Source organism: Micromonospora trifolii (assembly GCF_050516465.1).
GTDB classification, from domain to species: Bacteria; Actinomycetota; Actinomycetes; order Mycobacteriales; family Micromonosporaceae; genus Micromonospora; species Micromonospora trifolii.
Map to the genome: position 1 here is coordinate 6,219,675 of NZ_CP191526.1, position 15,857 is coordinate 6,235,531.

A 15,857-nucleotide genomic window follows, 5' to 3' on the forward strand; every position below is an offset into this window, starting at 1 on the left:
GTCAGGCCTTGGGGATGTCGAACAGGTTGGCGATGTTGGCGGCGAGGCCGAGGTCGCCCTTCGCCTTCAACTTGCCGGTCATGAACATCATCACCGGGTTGGCGCCACCGGAGACGATCTTCAGGAACTCGACCGGGCCCATCGTGAGGCTGAGCTTCGGGTCGTGCTGCGGGGTCTCGTTCACGACGCAGGTGCCGTCGGCGATGACCACCTCGTAGGTGTCGCTGCCGCCGTCGGGGCGACCGGTGATGATCCAGTGGATGACCGCGTTGGTGGAACCGGCCCGGTCCGCGCGGAACAGCGACGGCATCCGGCCGAACACCTCGCCCAGGACCTTGTCGCGCATGTCGCCGGACATCACCTGGGCGATCTTGTCGTCCGGGGTGGACTTGACCAGCTGGGCGAACTCCTTGGGGCCGACGTTGGCGAAGGTGGCCGGGTCGAAGTCAGTCATCAGGTGCGCCTTCCGGAAGATTGGCTACTCGCGCGTAACCCTACGCACGAGTAGGTATGCTCGCAAGGTGTCCAGCGTCCCCGCCTTCAAGCGCCTGCCTCGCGCCGTCCGCGAGCAGCAGATGCTCGACGCGGCCGTCAAGGTCTTCTCCCGACGTGGCTTCCACGCCGCCAGCATGGACGAGATCGCCGAGGACGCCGGCATCTCCAAACCCATGGTGTACGCGTACCTCGGCACCAAGGAGGAGCTCTTCGTCGCCTGCCTGCACCGGGAGGGCACCCGGATGATGCAGGCCATCGCCGGAGCGGCGGCCCCCGACCTGCCGGCCGACGAGCGGCTCTGGCGCGGGCTGAGGGCGTTCTTCGGCTTCGTGGGCGCCCACCGGGACGGCTGGGCGGTGCTCTACCGGCAGGCCCGGGGCGAGCAGCCGTTCGCCGGCGAGCTGGCCACCATGCGGGCCCGGCTGGTCGAGGTGGTCGCCGGAATGCTCGACCACGCGCTACGCGCCGAGGGCCGCGAGATCGCCGCCATCGACCTGGAGGTCGTCGCGTACGCCCTGGTCGGCGCGACCGAGTCGTTGGCTGACTGGCTCGCGGACCACCCGGACGCCGACCCGGAGAAGACGGCCACCCGGATGATGAACGTGGCCTGGCTCGGTGCCGCCCAACTGCTGCACGGTGTCACCTGGCGTCCGCCGACCGACTGACGGCCCCGGCGGAGAGAGCGACCGGGCCAGGCTCGCCGGCCCGCGTCGCACGGCGGCGGTTGCGGAGCCAGCGGACCACCTCGACGACCACCGTCACCGTCAGGGCGAGGCCCAGACCGAGCAGGAGACCACGCAGCGGGTCCTGCTCGAAGGCCAGCCCGCCGACGTAGCCGACCAGCGCCGAGTAGAGCCCCCACGAGCTGGCGGCCAGCGCGTCGAAGGCCAGGAACCGTCGCCGGGGATAGCGCACCGCGCCCATGGTGAGGGTGACCGCGGTGCGGCCGCCCGGAATGTAGCGGGCCACGGTGAGGATCAGACCGCCCCGGGTGGCGATCCCCCGACGGGCCCGGTCGATGGCGGCACGACGTCGACCGTGGGGCGGCAGCCGGTCGAGCAGCCGGGTGCCGCCAGCCCGCCCGATGGCGTACGAGATGTGGTCGCCGACCAGCGCCCCGGCGGCGGCCACCAGGATCACCGCCGGCAGGTACGGCGCTCCGGAGGCCGCGAACACCCCTGCGGTGATCACCGCCGTCTCGCTCGGCACCACCGGGAAGAAGCCGTCGAGCACCGCGATCGCGAAGATCGCCAGGTACACCCAGGGCGAGGACATCGTGTCGTGCAGCAGGTCGAGCAGATCCATGATCTCGATGCTGGTCGGGGCGGCGGCTCCCGACATCGGCCAGTGGTCAGGTGGGCGCCACTACTTTGGTAGCGACCGGCCCGGACGGCGGGTAGGGGTCTTCCCCCAGCTCACCCGGGTCCCGGGGCGCGGGGCGGCCCCTTGCGCCCCAAGGGCCCTAGGCTCGCTGCGTGGACTCCAGCGCCGTCGCCGTCCGACGGGTCGTCCATCGGTACGCCCCGCCGCTGCTCGCCGTCCTGGTCGCCGCGGCCGTGTGGGCCAGCGCGACCGGTGACATCGGGGTCCGCTCACCGCTGCCGGGCGCGGTCGTGCTGCTGATCGCACTGGGCTCGGCGTGGGCCGCCGGCACGGTCCGGGCCCGCCGTTGGCCGTTGTTCCTGGCCGCGGCGGTCGGCTGGTTGGTGCTCGCCGCGGCGGCCGCCGGGGTGCTGGCCTCGTACCAGGCGGGTCTGCGGTTGCGCGGTCGCCAACTCGCCGGCTACCTCGCCGGGGCGGCCCTGGTGCTGACGGGCGGGGTGCTGGTCGGGCTGGCGGTGGGTGGCGTACGCCGGATCACCACCGCCACCACCGGCAACGTGCTGCTGCTCGCCGCCTGTCTGGTGGGGCTTCCGTTGGTCTTCGGCCTCTGGGTGCGGGCCCGTCAGGACACGCTCGCCGTTCTGCGGGACCGGGCCGAGCGGCTGGAACGTGAGCAGGAGGCCCGCGCAGACCGGGTCCGTGCCGAGGAGCGGACCCGGATCGCCCGGGAGATGCACGACGTGGTGGCGCACCGGGTCTCGCTGATGGTGGTGCATGCCGGGGCGCTGGAGGTGACGTCCGTGGACCCGGCGACCGTCGAGGCCGCCGCGCTGATCCGGATGACCGGCCGGCAGGCGCTCACCGACCTGCGCGAGGTGCTGGGTGTGCTGCGCCAGGCCGGCCCGGCCGTGACACCGGAGCGAGGGCTCGACACGTTGGACGAGTTGATCGGGGAGTCCCGTGCCGCCGGGCTGCGGGTGTCCCGGCAGGACGAGGGCGTGCCGACGGCACTTCCGGCGACGCTGGGGCGTACGGCGTACCGGGTGGTCCGTGAGGCGTTGACCAACGTGCGCAAGCACGCGGCCGACGCCGAGACGACCGTCTGCCTGCGCTACCTGCCCGACGGGCTGGAGGTGCTGGTCCGCAACGGCCCGTCCGAGGGCGGGTCGGCGCTGCCCGGCGCCGGGCAGGGGCTGCTCGGGCTGCGTGAGCGGGTGGAACTGCTCGGCGGCCGGTTGGAGGCGACTCCGGTGGACGGCGGCTTCCTGGTCCGGGCCCTGATCCCGCTGGCGGGTGCGGCGTGATCCGGGTGGTGGTGGTCGACGACGAGCAGCTGGTCCGTGCCGGGCTGCGGCTGATCCTTGAGGCGGCGGAGGACATCACCGTCGTCGGTGAGGCAGCGGACGGCGCCGGCGCGTTGGAGCAGGCTCAGCGGTTACGCCCTGACGTGGTGCTGCTCGACGTGCGGATGCCGGGCGTCGACGGGCTGACCGTCGCGCCCGACGTGGTCGCCGCCGGCCCGAAAGTGATCATGTTGACCACCTTCGACCTCGACGAGTACGTGCACCGGGCGCTGCGGGCCGGCGCGGTCGGCTTCCTGCTCAAGGACACCCCGCCCCGCGAGTTGGCCGCCGCCGTTCGCACGGTGGCCGCCGGGAACGCGATGCTCGCCCCGACGGTGACCCGGCGCCTGATCAGCTCGTTCGCCGAGCGTGGTCCGGCTCGCCGGGACGCGGCCCGTGAGCGGCTGGCGCCGCTGACCGAGCGGGAGCTGGCGATCGTCCGGGAGGTGGCGCGCGGGCACGGCAACGCGGAGATCGCCCGGCGGCTGACGATGAGCGAGGCCACCGTCAAGGCTCACGTCAGCCGGGCGCTGGCGAAACTCCACGCGGGCAACCGGGTGCAGTTGGCCATCCTGGTGTACGACGCCGACCTGCTGTGACGGGTGTCAGGTCGATCCGGCCCGATCGGTGGTGGCGGCGGCGCGGCGGCGCGCCCGGTGGCGCAGCCAACGGATGCCCTCGATGCCCAGCGTGACGATCACCGACAGGCCGATCCCGGCGAGGACGCCCTTGACGGGGTGCCGTTCGAAGGCCAGCCCACCGAAGTAGCCGAGCAGCCCGCAGTACAGGGCCCAGGTGACCGTCGCGATCGCGTCGTACAGCAGGAACGACCGGCGGGGATAGCGCACCGCGCCCATGGTGAGGGTGACGGCGGTCCGGCCGCCCGGAATGTAACGGGAGGTGGTCAGGATCAGCCCGCCGCGCCGGTTGAGCGCGCGCCGGGCCCACTCCGAGCTGGCTCGTCGGCGGCTGCCATCGGGAAACCCGGCGAGGCGTCTCGCGCCGCCACCGCGCCCGATGGCGTACGAGACGTGGTCACCGGCGCAGGCGCCCAGCGCGGCGGCGACGATCACCGCCGCCAGCTTGGGATTTCCGCTGGTGGAGAGCACAGCGGCGGTGATGACGGCCGCCTCGCCGGGTACGGCCGGAAAGAACGCGTCGACCGCCGTGAGCCCGAAGATCAGCAGGTACACCCACGGTGAGGTGACCAGCTGTCGGAGCAGGTCGAGCGCGGAGTCCATGCCCCCATGCTCGCCGGGTGCGACCCGCCCGGTGGCCGAAGCCGCTGGATAACCCCCCACCTCTCCCCGCGCCGATCTTGCACTTTGTGTCCGAACCAACCCCTGCAAAAACCGCAGGACAACGACCGAAAGTGCAAGATCGACGGGGTTGGGGCGGGGTGGGTCAGGCCGTGCGGGCTAGGGCCCTTGGGGCTAGCAGGGGGCCGTGTGGGGTCTTGTCGTCGGCGGTGGGGCCTTGCGAGGTGAGCACCACCGGGGTGCCGAGCTCCGCGCGTACCGCCTCGGCCCAGTCGGCCGGTGGTTCGTCGTACACCGGGCGGGAGCGCAGCAGGCGAGCGGTGAGCGCGGCCTGCCGGTCCAGGTCTCCGGGCGGGCCCGGAGTGAGCCGGTCGGTGGTGTCGTAGCGGCGGCAGATCCGCAGGTCGGAGCCGGCCAGGTCGAGGTGGGTCAGCGCCAGGCCGTCCACGCCGCCGGCCGCGGCGAGGGCGTACCGGTGGGCGACCGCGTCGAAGTGGCCGAACCGGAACCGGCCCTGCCACGGGTTCGTGGCGTTGTGCGCGTCGGTGAACGGCAGGCTCGGGTCCTCGGTCACCAACGGACCGTGCCCGTGCCGGGTGGTGACCACGCGGAGCACCCCGATCCGGGTCACGTCGCCGGGCCGGCCCGCCTCGGCGAGCAGGCTGTCCACGTTGGCGAAGGTGGTGGTGCTCCAGGTGGTGTACGGGTGGAAGCCGTGCCACTCGTCGAGCAGCACCCCCTGCGCGCCCTCGAAGACGCAGGTCCCGGTGCGCAGCGCCCCGGCGAGCCAACTGCCGTCGACGATGGCGACCCGACCGGCGAACCCGGTGAACGCGGGCAGGCAGTCCTCGATCGGTGGTGCGTCCAGCGGGCCCAGCTCGGCGGTCAGCCGGTCCCGCAAGGTGGTCAGCCTGCGGCGCAGCAGTGCTGGGTGGTGGCAGTCGGCGACGCGGGGCGCGTCGTCGGGGTGGGCGAGACCGTACGCGACGGCCTCGCCCACCCCCAGCCCGCAGGAGCCGTGCCGGTCGGCTCCCCGGGCGATCTCGCGGGCCCGGTTGGCGGCCCGGTGGTACGGGGTGGCGAGCAGCGCGTCCCCGTCGACGGTCAGCCGGTCGAGCGCGTCGGGCACCCCGACCGTGGCGAGGTGGTCGGCCTCGGCGGCCAACGCCAACGGGTCCACCACCACGTGCCGGGACAGGTGCGTACGCACACCGGGATGGAACGTGCCGGCGCCGAACTGCGCGAACGTGTGGTGCCGCCCGTCGCGCAGCACGACGTTGTGTGCCGCCTGCGCGCCCCCGTTGAAGCGGACCACCGTGTGCACGGGACGGGTGGCGCAGAGCCAGTCCACCACCGTGCCCTTGCCGGCGTCGCCGTAGCCGAGGTCGACCACCGCCACGTGGTTCACAGCCGGGTCACCCCGCTGGCGGTGTCGCGGAACGCCGGCAGGGTCGACACCTCGGCCCGCCGGTCCCGGCCGAGGCGGGCCAGCGCCTTCGACACGCTCCCGGTGGCGCCGGAGCCTGCGCGGTCCAGGTCGCGCAGGCCCTCGTCCAGGTTGATGGCCTGCTCGCCGAGGCCGATGGTGAGCGCGATGGTCTCGCAGACCGCGTCGAGGTCGTCGAGCACTACGGCGTTCTGCCCGAGCAGGTCCCGCCAGAAGTCGAGCACCTTGGCGTTGCCGGCGTAGTGGCTGCCGGCGGGGAGTAGGTAGTAGGTGTCCCAGCGGCGGGTCACCTCGTCGACGACCTGCCGCAGCGGCACGTCCTCGGAGAGGTCGTCCCCGATCAGGCCGGCCACCTCGCGGGCCTTCACCCGCTGGTACGCCAACTCGTCGCCGATGATGAACAGGTAGCCGCGCCGGCCGCGCTTCTCCCAGTTGTCGGTGATGGTGTGCCGGGCCATGAAGTACATGGCCAGCTCGTACGACTCGCTCATCTGCCCACCGCCGCCGCCCTCCAGCACGATCCGGCCGAGGTCGTCGTCCATCCGGTTGTCCGACTCGAACTGGCCCACCTGCAACGGCACCCGGTCGCAGGTGGCGTCGCCGATGGCGCCGAACATGATCTGCGGGTCGCTGGCGTAGCCCTGCCGTTGCAGCAGCCCGAGCAGTTGCGGCAGCTTGGTCTGGAGGACCCGCGGCACCGTGCGCATCGAGCCGGTCACGTCGAAGAGCACGGCGACGGGCGTCGACCGGGGGTGCTCGTCGGAGTCGCGGCTCTCGCGGGTCGTGTCCCTGGGGTCGAGCGCGGGGTGCACGGTGCGCGCCCCGCTGTCGCTGTAGGAGAAGGCGCTCTTGCCGGTCGACCGGCGGTAGCGGTCGGCGGCGTCGTACACGTCGGTGGACCAGATTCCGCTGCCCATGACAGCTCCTTAGGGGGTGAGGGTGAAGGGTCGGAAGGTGCGTGGCCCGTAGAGCCGGTCCAGCACCTGGTCGAGTTCGCGCAGCAGGCGCCAGGCATCGTCGGGCCGGGCGTCCAGGGAGCGTTGCCGGCAGCCCTGCGCGAAGCTGTGCAGCTCGCGGGGTGCGCGCGGCCCCATCAGCCAGCTCATGCAGTGGCTGGCCATCGCGATGTCGGTGCCCGGGCCGCAGGGCTGCTTCTTGAGGACCTCCTCCGGGTCCCAGCCATGGCCGGGCACGACCGCCGGGATCGTGCTTCCGACGGTCGCCGAGAAGCACCAGTCGATCAGCACCACGCCGTGGGCGTCCGGCTCGATCAACACGTGTCGGGGCAGGACCGCGCCGTGCACCACGCCCGCCCGGTGGGCCAGGCCCAGCACCACCAGCAGCCGCCGCCACATCCAGGCCACGTCCCGGGCGTCCAGCCCGTCGGGGTACGCGCGACGCACCTCGTCGAGGTCGTGCAGGCCGGGTGCGGTGGCGAGCACGTTGATCCGCCGTTCCGCGCCGGTGCTGGCGTCGCGGTGCCGGAGCTCGTCGACCAGCCGGGGCACGTACGGCAGGTAGCGCGGGTCGCCGCGCTCGGCGATGGTGCGCAGGGCGTGCGCCTCGCGGGCCATCAGGTCGTTGTCGGTGGGCCGTCGAGGGAGCTTGAGTAACCGGTCGTCGCCGACGTCGTAGAGGTCGGCCAGGTCACCCGAGTGGACCGGCGCGCCGAGCCGGTAGCCGCCGAGGACAGTGATCTGCCGTGCCTGCCACCGGGTGGTGACGTGGATGAACGCGTCGAGGGCTTCGGCGCGTACCGCCGGGTCGGTTGGCAGGCGGTCGGGGTGCAGGGCCGCGACCAGCTCGCGGTAGCGGTGGGCCGGCTGGTCGGCGCCGAACAGGTCCGCGTCGGTGCGGGCGGCCGCGACCAGGCGGATGGCCTCCGCGGCCCTCACCGCACCGTCTCCTCGTGGGCGGGGCGCAGCAGCGCCGGGTGCAGCAGGCGGGCGTCGCCGGCTCGGTAGAGCCGGGCGCGCGGGCCGCCTCGGGCACCACCGCGCTCGGTGCTGGCGCCGGTGCTCTCCACGAAGCCCGGCACGGAGAGCACCTTGCGGTGGAAGTTGCCGGCGTGCAGCGGGTGCCCCCAGACCGTCTCGTAGACGGCGCGCAGCTCGCTGATCGTGAACTCGGCGGCGAGGAAACGGGTGGCGAGCGGGGTGTACTCCAGCTTGGACCGGGCCCGTTCCAACGCGTCGTCGATGATCCGGCCGTGGTCGAAGGCGAGCTGCCGGCTGGTCAACGCGGTCACCGGCAGCCAGATCGCCTCGTCGGCGTCGCTGCCGGCGGCCGGGTCCGGCAGGTCGGGGGCGAACGCGAGGTGGGCGATCGAGACGACCCGCATGCGCGGGTCACGGTCGGGAGCGCCATAGCTGCCCAACTGCTCCAGGTGTACGCGGCGCAGCGCCTCGCCGCCGAGCCCGGTCTCCTCGGCCAGCTCCCGTCGGGCGCCAGCGGTCAGGTCCTCGTCGGGGCGGACGAACCCCCCGGGCAGCGCCCAGTGCCCCGCGAAGGGTGCCTCGCCACGTCGGATCAGCAGCAGGTGCAGTGCGTCGTCGCGGATGGTCAGCGCCACCACGTCGACGGTCACGGCGACCGACGGGTAGGCCCGGGGGTCGTACGAGGCCAGGAACTCCTGCTCGTTCATCACGTCTCTCTCATTCTGAGAACATCTCGCTGTGAGAACAACTTAGCGCAGAAGTGCGCGCCTGCCAAGGGCCGAGTCAGCGTAAGAAGTAAGAAGCCAGCCGGTGCGCTCAGCGCACGAAGCCAGCCGGTGCGCTCAGCGCACGAGACCCGTCAGGTGCGGTCGGCCGCGCGAGTCGTGCAGGGCGAACCCGCCGTCGGGCAGGAGCGCGAAGCCCACAGTGCTCGGCAGCGGCACGGGCAGCTTGAAGGCGACCTCGACGGTGTACGCGTCCGGCAGCCGGGCCTCCAGCGCGGCCAGGCAGCGCGCCTTGCTCCACATGCCGTGCGCGATCGGCCGGCGGAAGCCGAACAACCGCGCCCCGACGCGGGAGGTGTGGATCGGGTTGTGGTCGCCGGAGACCCGCGCGTACTCCGTACCGACGCGCGGTTCCACCCGCCAGCGGGCGGTGGCCGTCGGCGCGGCGGGACGTTCGCCCGGGTCGCGCCCGCTCGGCTTGCGCTCCCGACCGAGGTACGTCGAGACGCCGCGCCACACCTCCTCGCCGTCGACCGAGCCGATGAGCGCCACGTCCACCTGCCGCCCCCGGTCGTGGGGGCGCAGGTTCTCCGCGTACGTGCTGAAGTCGAGGGTCTCGTCGGCGGTGATCGGGCGGTGCGTGGTGATCCTGTTGCCGACGTGCACCAGGCCGATCAGCGGGAGGGGGAAGTCCGGCGCGGTCATCAGACGCAGGGCCAGCGGAAAGCCCATGACGTGCGGGAACGTCGCGGGCAGCCGATCGCTGAGCCGGAACCCGCAGACGCGGTCGTAGTCGGCCAACTGTGCCCGGTCGACGCGCACCCCGCTCACCGTCAACTCGACCGCCGGCAGGTCGGGCCCGCGCCGCCCACCGCCGAGGCCCGGCAGCGCGCCGAGCAACGCCCGTCGGTGCAGCGCCCCGGCCGCCGGCATCCGGGCCAGTTCGATTCGGGTACGGCTGCCCGACTCCGGCCGCGCGCCCATCACGCCCCCAGCAGGCTCTGGCCGCAGACCCGGACCACGTTTCCGCTGACCGCGCCGCTGGCCGGCCAGGCCAGCCAGGCGATCGTCTCGGCCACGTCCACCGGCAGCCCGCCCTGGGCAAGGCTGTTCATCCGCCGGCCCGCCTCCCGGACCACCAGCGGGATGCGCGCGGTCAGCCGGGTCTCGATGAAGCCGGGGGCCACCGCGTTGACGCTGATCCCATGCTTCAGCAGGGCCGGTGCGAGTGAGTCGACAAGCCCGATCACGCCGGCCTTGCTGGTGGCGTAGTTGGTCTGCCCCCGGTTGCCGGCGATCCCGGCGATCGAGGAGACCGAGATGATCCGCCCGCCGGCTGGGATCAGCTCCCGTGCCAGCAGTACGTCGTTAATCCGCTCCTGGCTGGAGAGGTTGACGTCGATCACCTGATCCCACCGGTCGGCGTCCATCCGGCCGAGCGTCTTGTCCCGGGTGATGCCGGCGTTGTGCACCACCGCGTCGACCCGGCCGTGCCGGCTGGCCAGGTGCTCGGCGAGTCGGGTCGGCGCGTCCGGCGCGGTCAGGTCGAGTTGGACGGCGGTACCGCCGATGTCGTTGGCCACCGCGGCGAGCGCGTCACCGGCGGCCGGGATGTCCAGAGCCACCACGTTCGCGCCGTCGCGGGCCAGCACCTTCGCCAGCGCCGCGCCGATCCCGCGAGCGGCGCCGGTGACCAGCACGACCTGCCCGTCCAACGGGCGGTCCCAGTTGGCCGGGACGCTCGCCGCGCCGCCGCCGACCCGGATGACCTGACCCGACACGTACGCGGACCGGCCGGACAGCAGGAACCGGAGTGTCGATTCGAGGCTCGTGATCGTGCCAGCGGAGTGGGCCGGGTCGTCCGCCGCGTCACCGCTCACGTAGACGAGCTGCGCGGTGCTGCCCCGGCCGAACTCCTTACCGATGCTGCGGACCAGCCCTTCGAGGGCGCGCTGGGCGGTCGCCTCGCGCGGTGTCGGGCACTCCTGCGGCGCTGTGCCCAGCACGATCACCCGGCCGCTGGGCAGCACGGCCCGGGCCTGCGGGTGGAAGAAGTCGTAGAGCTGGCGCAGGTCGGTCGAGTCGACGATCCCGGTGGCGTCGAAGAGCAGTGCCCCGTACCGCTGCGGGGTGGCGGCGGCCGGGTCGGCCAGCTCGACCCCGGCGGCGGTCAGGATCTTGGCGATCGGCGCGGAGAGCCGGCCGCCGGTGGCCGCGCCGAGCAGGGCCGGCCCGGGCAGCAGCGGGTCGCCGGGGTGGTGCCGGCGCAGTCGGGGCGGGTCGGGCAGCCCGAGGCGCTTGACCAGCGCGCGGCCGGCGGCCGATTGGACGAAGCTCGCGTACCTGTCGGTCATGGGCGTAGCCTACTGGCGAGTAGGGTTCGAGCAACACATGTCGAGGAGGCGGATCGTGCAGAGCACCCGGCGGGTCGCGGTCATCGGGGGCAACCGCATCCCCTTCGCCCGTTCCAACTCCCGCTACGCGGACGCGTCGAACGCCGACCTGCTCGGCGCGGCGCTCGACGGCCTGATCGCCCGCTACGGGCTGGCCGAGCAGCGCATCGGCGAAGTGGTGACCGGGGCGGTGCTCAAGCACTCCCGCGACTTCAACCTCACCCGCGAGGTGGTCCTCGGCTCCCGGCTCGACCCACACACCCCGGCGTACGACATCCAGCAGGCCTGCGGCACCGGCCTGGAGGCGGCCATCCTGGTCGCCAACAAGATCGCCCTCGGTCAGCTCGACGTGGGCATCGCCGGTGGTGTCGACACCACTTCCGATGCCCCGCTCGCCGTCAACGAGGAGATGCGCCGCACGCTGCTCAAGCTCAACTCGGCCCGCACACTGGGCGAACGGCTCAAGATCGCGGCGAAGCTGCGCCCACTCCAGCCGTTCAAGCCGGAGATCCCGCGCAACGCCGAGCCGCGCACCGGCCTGTCCATGGGCGACCACGCGGCCCGCACCGCAGTGCGCTGGCAGATCGACCGGCGTTCCCAGGACGAGCTGGCGCTGCGCTCACACCAGCGACTCGCCGCCGCGTACGACAGGGGTTTCTTCGACGACCTGATGACGCCGTACCTGGGGCTCACCCGGGATCAGAACCTCCGCCCGGACAGCAGCCTGGAGAAGCTCGCCTCGCTGAAGCCGGTCTTCGGCACCCGCGGCCCGGACGCCGAGCAGGCCACCATGACGGCCGGCAACTCGTCACCCCTCACCGACGGCGCGTCCACAGTGCTGCTGGCCAGCGAGGAGTGGGCGGCCGCGCACCACCTGCCCGTGCTGGCCTGGTTCAGCTGGTCGGAGACGGCGGCGGTGGACTTCGTGCACGGCGACGAGGGGCTGCTGATGGCACCCGCGTACGCGGTGCCCCGGATGCTGGCCCGCGCCGGGCTGACGTTGCAGGACTTCGACTACTACGAGATCCACGAGGCGTTCGCGTCGCAGGTGCTGGCCACCCTCGCCGCCTGGGAGTCACCGGAGTTCGCCAAGGACCGGCTCGGCCTGGACGCGCCGCTGGGCGCGATCGACCTCGACCGACTCAACGTCAACGGCTCGTCGCTGGCCGCCGGGCATCCGTTCGCCGCCACCGGTGGGCGGATCGTGGCGACCCTGGCCAAGCTGCTCGCCGAGCGGGGCAGCGGGCGCGGGCTGATCTCCATCTGCGCGGCGGGCGGCCAGGGTGTGACCGCCATCCTGGAGCGCTGAACGCGCCGGGCCGAGAGGGCGTGACCGCCTCCTGGGGCGCTGAACATCCCTTCCGGGGCTGCTCGCCAGCGGGCGTTAACGGACCGTTCAGGCGCTCGCCCGCTCGTAGAGGGTTTACCACGCGATGGTGATCGTTGCCGCGCCGCTGGCGCGAACCGATCACTCCTGCGTGCGGAACGGGGCCGTATCACCATGGAGTCCGTCGTTCCACGGACGACCACCCTCTCGGTGGTCATCCCGATGTTCAATGAGACAGCGGTCATTCCGGCACTGGTCGCCCGGCTGCGGCCGGTGCTCGACGCGCTCGGCGTCGACTACGAGGTCGTCGCCGTCGACGACGGCAGCCGGGACGACACCGTGTCGGTGCTCTTCGACCACGGCCGGGACTGGCCACAGCTGCGGGTGCTCCGGCTGCGGCGCAACAGCGGCCACCAGGCGGCGTTGACCGCCGGCCTGCACCGGGCCGTCGGCCAGTGGGTGGTCAGCCTGGACGCCGATCTCCAGGATCCGCCGGAGACCATCGCCGAGATGCTCCGCGTGGCCCGCGAGGACGGGGTCGATGTCGTCTACGGCGTCCGCGCCGACCGCAGCACCGACACGGTCTTCAAGCGCAACAGCGCCCGTGGCTACTACTGGGCGATGCGCCGGCTCGTCGGCGTCGACCTGCCCGCGCAGGCCGGCGACTTCCGGTTGCTCAGCCGGGACGTGATCGAGGTCCTGCGCCGGTTGCCCGAACGTTCCCCGGTCTACCGGCTGCTGGTGCCGTCGCTCGGCTTCCCCAGCGCCGAGGTGCACTACGACCGCGAGGCCCGCGCCGCCGGCGAGACGAAGTACCCGCTGCGCCGGATGGTGGCACTGGCCTGGGAGAGCACGGCGAACTTCTCCGCCGCGCCACTGCGCCTGGCCACCTGGCTGGGGATGTCGAGCTTCCTGCTCTGCCTCGCGCTGATCGTGTTCGGCATGATCGCCCACGTCTCCGGCACCACCATCCCCGGCTGGACCTCGATGTTCGTCGCGGTACTGCTGCTCAGTGGGGTGCAGTTGGTCTGCCTGGGCCTGCTGGGCGAGTACGTCGGCCGGATCTACGCCACAGTGCAGAACCGGCCGGCGTTCCACATCGGGTCCGACTCCCGCGACGAGGCCCCGGGCGCGGAGCCGGTCGCCCGCAGCGATGACGTCTCTCGTACGCCGAGCTTCGATTCGGTGGTCGGCGTCCGTGGCTGACCTGCTACTGGCCGAGCGGATCGACGCCCCGGCCCCGGCGTCGCGTCGGAACGCTCTCGTGCCGGTTCTCAGCACGCTCCCGTGGGTGCTCGTGATCGCCGCGCTGCTCGTGGTCTGGTCCCGCGGCAGCGTGCCCACCCCGGATCTCGCGCGATTCTCCGCGTACTGGGTCCTCGCGCTGGTGCTCCCCGGGACCCTGGTGCACCGCGCGCTGCGCGGCAGCCGGGGCAACCTCCCGGAGGATCTCGGCTACGGCGCGGCCACCGGTCTGCTGCTGGAGATCATCGCCTGGGCGTTGGCCGCGGCGACCGGTCAGCAGTCCCTGCTGCGGTGGTGGCCGCTGCCCGTCCTCGTCGCGTTCGCCGCCGTCCCGGGGCTGCGACGGCACTGGCGGGTCGGCGAGCGCCGTCCGCTGCCACTGGCCTGGCACTGGGGGATGGGCGCGGCGCTGCTGGTGGTGCTCGCCTGGGGATACACCCAGTGGCGGATGGTCCCGCTGCCTCCCGTGTACGGCGGCTACTACCAGGACGTGCTCTACCACCTGGGTCTGGTGCAGGAGCTGACCCGGGCGATGCCGTTCGAGTTGCCGCACGTCGCCGGGGAGGCCCTGCGCTATCACTACCTGTCCGACGCGCACATCGCCAGCGGCAGCATGATCACCGGAGTTCCGCCGGCAGTGGTGCTGCTGCGGCTCTGGCTGGTGCCCGTGATCGGTACCGCGGTGCTGCTCGCGGCCGGGCTCGCCCGCGACCTGAGTGGGGCCGTCTGGGCCGGCCCGGTGGCCGCCCTCGCCGCCTTCATCGGAGCGGGGGTCACGCTCGGTTCGCCGGTGGGCGCGACCGGCGAGATGCCGCTGTCGTACGGCAGCCCCTCCCAGACGTACGTGCTGGTGCCGTTGCTGCTGCTCGCCGGGCTCATCGTCGACGTGGCCCGGGGGCGTTCCCTCGGTCGGGCCTGGCCGCTGGTTCCGGCGCTCGGGCTGATCTGTGCGGGGGCGAAGTCCAGCGCGTTGCCGCCGTTGATCGCCGGCCTGGGCCTCACCGCCGTCGTGTTCTGGTGGCGGAAGCGGCAGGCCCCGCGACCGGCCCTGTTGGCGCTGGCCTGCCTCGTGGCGGCGATGGCGATCGGCTTCCGGCTGTTTGCCGGTGGTGGGGCCTCCACGCTGCGCGTGCAGGCGTTGGCGTTGCTGCACTTCATCGCCCCGTACTCCGAGACCCTCGGAACGGGTGACGGAATCTGGCCGAGCGCGCCGCTGCCGCCGGGCATCAACGACGGTGGCTTTGTCGGGTGGCTGCTGGCATTCGCCGTGGTCGCCTGGTGGGTGCTGGGTCAGGCGCCCCGGTGGGTGGGCATGAGCCTGCTCGTCGACGGTGGGCACCGGGCCGACCCGGCCGTCTGGCTGCTCGCCGGCACGGTCCTGGCCGGTGCGGCCACCACCTGGGTGTTCCAGCACCCGTCGATCAGTCAGATCTACTTCTGGATGGGCGTCATCCCGGTCGGCGTCGTGCTGACCACCTGGTCCCTCGCCCAGGCCCGAGCGCCCTGGCCGGCGCTGGTGGTGCCCGCCGTGGCCGGCGCGCTGGCGGGGCTCGCCACGGCCGGCACGGTGGTGGGCTTCGCCGTGCCGAGGATCAGCCGTCCCGGCACCCCCACCACCTCGACGATCGAGGGGTGGCTGCGGGTGCTGGGTCTCTCGGCCGCCCGGTACGTGTTGTTCGTGGCGGTGGCCGCCGCGCTCGCCGTCGGGGTGGCCGCCCTGTGGCGGCGCCGCGTCCAGGCGCCGGTCCCGGTGCCGGCGGCTTCGGCGGCGGGCTCGGGAGGTCGTCGGCGGGCGGCGACGATCGCCCTGGCCGGGGTCACCGCGGCGATGCTCGGTGCCAGTGCCGCCGTCGTCGTGGGCGGGACCGTCCGCTCGGTGCTGACCGAGCCGGTGCCGGCGACCGGGCCGCAGCCGTACGCATTGACCGCCGACGAGATGCGCGCGGCGCTGTGGCTGGACGACAACGCCGCCGACGACGACGTGGTCGCCACCAACGTGCACTGCCGGCCGGTGCGCACCACCCCGCACTGCGACGCCCGTGCGTTCTGGGTGACCGGCCTGGGTGGGCACCGCACGGTGGTGGAGAGCTGGGGCTACACCGACGCGGTCGTGGCCGCGCACGGCGTCGAGAACCTCGGGTACGCCCGACAGAGCTTCCCCGACCAGGCGCTGTTGGCGCTCAACGACGGGGTGTTCAGCGCACCGACCCAGGCCGACCTGGACCGGCTCCGCACCGAGCACGGGGTCAGGTGGCTGTTCGCCGACACCAGGGCGGGTGCGGTGTCGGCGGAGCTGGCCGCGCTGGCCCAGGTCCGGCTGGTCGCCGGCTCGGTCACCGTCTACGAGCTGAACCGCCCCTGAC

The 15,857-nt window shown here is 72.9% G+C and carries 15 protein-coding genes; 6 read left to right on the plus strand and 9 right to left on the minus strand.

Annotated features, from left to right (window positions below; genetic code table 11):
* Position 1: 1 nt before the first annotated feature.
* Positions 2 to 454, minus strand: a complete 453-nt coding sequence (locus tag ACQRWP_RS28965) for an SCP2 sterol-binding domain-containing protein (RefSeq protein ID WP_030332160.1) — start codon at positions 452 to 454, stop codon at positions 2 to 4.
* Positions 455 to 521: 67 nt separating this feature from the next.
* Between ACQRWP_RS28965 and ACQRWP_RS28970 the strand changes: the two genes are divergently transcribed.
* The gene (locus ACQRWP_RS28970; protein WP_358139426.1) at positions 522 to 1,160 is read left to right on the plus strand and encodes a TetR/AcrR family transcriptional regulator; all 639 of its coding nucleotides are present in this window, start codon (positions 522 to 524) and stop codon (positions 1,158 to 1,160) included.
* Here the strand turns inward: ACQRWP_RS28970 and ACQRWP_RS28975 are convergent.
* Positions 1,135 to 1,836 (minus strand): DedA family protein, encoded by a 702-nt coding sequence (locus ACQRWP_RS28975; RefSeq protein ID WP_430499267.1) that lies wholly within the window; start codon positions 1,834 to 1,836, stop codon positions 1,135 to 1,137. The two genes, ACQRWP_RS28970 and ACQRWP_RS28975, sit on opposite strands and share 26 nt — an antisense overlap.
* Positions 1,837 to 1,970: 134 nt before the next feature.
* Here ACQRWP_RS28975 and ACQRWP_RS28980 point away from each other — a divergent pair, with 134 nt between their 5' ends.
* The gene (locus tag ACQRWP_RS28980; RefSeq protein ID WP_430499268.1) at positions 1,971 to 3,122 is read left to right on the plus strand and encodes a sensor histidine kinase; all 1,152 of its coding nucleotides are present in this window, start codon (positions 1,971 to 1,973) and stop codon (positions 3,120 to 3,122) included.
* A complete protein-coding gene (locus ACQRWP_RS28985; RefSeq protein WP_357006249.1) occupies positions 3,119 to 3,760 on the plus strand; it encodes a response regulator transcription factor in 642 nt (213 codons plus the stop codon). The genes ACQRWP_RS28980 and ACQRWP_RS28985 overlap by 4 nt, the downstream gene beginning before the upstream one ends.
* Positions 3,761 to 3,766: 6 nt before the next feature.
* On the opposite strand, the gene ACQRWP_RS28990 is transcribed toward ACQRWP_RS28985, so the two are convergent.
* From ACQRWP_RS28990 to ACQRWP_RS29020, 7 genes are all read right to left on the minus strand, one after another.
* Positions 3,767 to 4,402 carry a DedA family protein gene (locus tag ACQRWP_RS28990; protein WP_430499271.1) on the minus strand — a complete coding sequence of 212 codons (636 nt, stop codon included), beginning with the start codon at positions 4,400 to 4,402 and terminating at the stop codon, positions 3,767 to 3,769.
* 163 nt (positions 4,403 to 4,565) lie between these two features.
* Positions 4,566 to 5,828 carry an adenylosuccinate synthetase gene (locus ACQRWP_RS28995; protein WP_430499273.1) on the minus strand — a complete coding sequence of 421 codons (1,263 nt, stop codon included), beginning with the start codon at positions 5,826 to 5,828 and terminating at the stop codon, positions 4,566 to 4,568.
* A complete protein-coding gene (locus ACQRWP_RS29000; RefSeq protein WP_430499275.1) occupies positions 5,825 to 6,784 on the minus strand; it encodes a hypothetical protein in 960 nt (319 codons plus the stop codon). The genes ACQRWP_RS28995 and ACQRWP_RS29000 overlap by 4 nt, the downstream gene beginning before the upstream one ends.
* Before the next feature lie 9 nt (positions 6,785 to 6,793).
* Entirely contained in the window at positions 6,794 to 7,762 is a 969-nt protein-coding gene (locus ACQRWP_RS29005; protein WP_430499277.1) for a serine/threonine protein kinase, read from the minus strand.
* The gene (locus tag ACQRWP_RS29010) at positions 7,759 to 8,511 is read right to left on the minus strand and encodes an NUDIX hydrolase (RefSeq protein ID WP_430499279.1); all 753 of its coding nucleotides are present in this window, start codon (positions 8,509 to 8,511) and stop codon (positions 7,759 to 7,761) included. The genes ACQRWP_RS29005 and ACQRWP_RS29010 overlap by 4 nt, the downstream gene beginning before the upstream one ends.
* A 135-nt stretch (positions 8,512 to 8,646) precedes the next feature.
* Complete coding sequence (locus ACQRWP_RS29015) at positions 8,647 to 9,513, minus strand: MaoC/PaaZ C-terminal domain-containing protein (protein WP_430499280.1); 867 nt, start codon at positions 9,511 to 9,513, stop codon at positions 8,647 to 8,649.
* Complete coding sequence (locus tag ACQRWP_RS29020; RefSeq protein ID WP_430499281.1) at positions 9,513 to 10,883, minus strand: 3-oxoacyl-ACP reductase; 1,371 nt, start codon at positions 10,881 to 10,883, stop codon at positions 9,513 to 9,515. The genes ACQRWP_RS29015 and ACQRWP_RS29020 overlap by 1 nt, the downstream gene beginning before the upstream one ends.
* A 55-nt stretch (positions 10,884 to 10,938) precedes the next feature.
* Here ACQRWP_RS29020 and ACQRWP_RS29025 point away from each other — a divergent pair, with 55 nt between their 5' ends.
* From ACQRWP_RS29025 to ACQRWP_RS29035, 3 genes are all read left to right on the plus strand, one after another.
* Positions 10,939 to 12,231: an acetyl-CoA C-acetyltransferase gene (locus ACQRWP_RS29025; protein ID WP_430499283.1), complete on the plus strand. Its 1,293-nt coding sequence runs from the start codon at positions 10,939 to 10,941 to the stop codon at positions 12,229 to 12,231.
* Between the two features lie 192 nt (positions 12,232 to 12,423).
* Positions 12,424 to 13,455, plus strand: a complete 1,032-nt coding sequence (locus ACQRWP_RS29030) for a glycosyltransferase family 2 protein (protein WP_430499285.1) — start codon at positions 12,424 to 12,426, stop codon at positions 13,453 to 13,455.
* The gene (locus tag ACQRWP_RS29035) at positions 13,448 to 15,856 is read left to right on the plus strand and encodes a hypothetical protein (RefSeq protein WP_430499287.1); all 2,409 of its coding nucleotides are present in this window, start codon (positions 13,448 to 13,450) and stop codon (positions 15,854 to 15,856) included. Before ACQRWP_RS29030 ends, ACQRWP_RS29035 begins: the two co-directional genes overlap by 8 nt.
* Position 15,857: the final 1 nt, after the last annotated feature.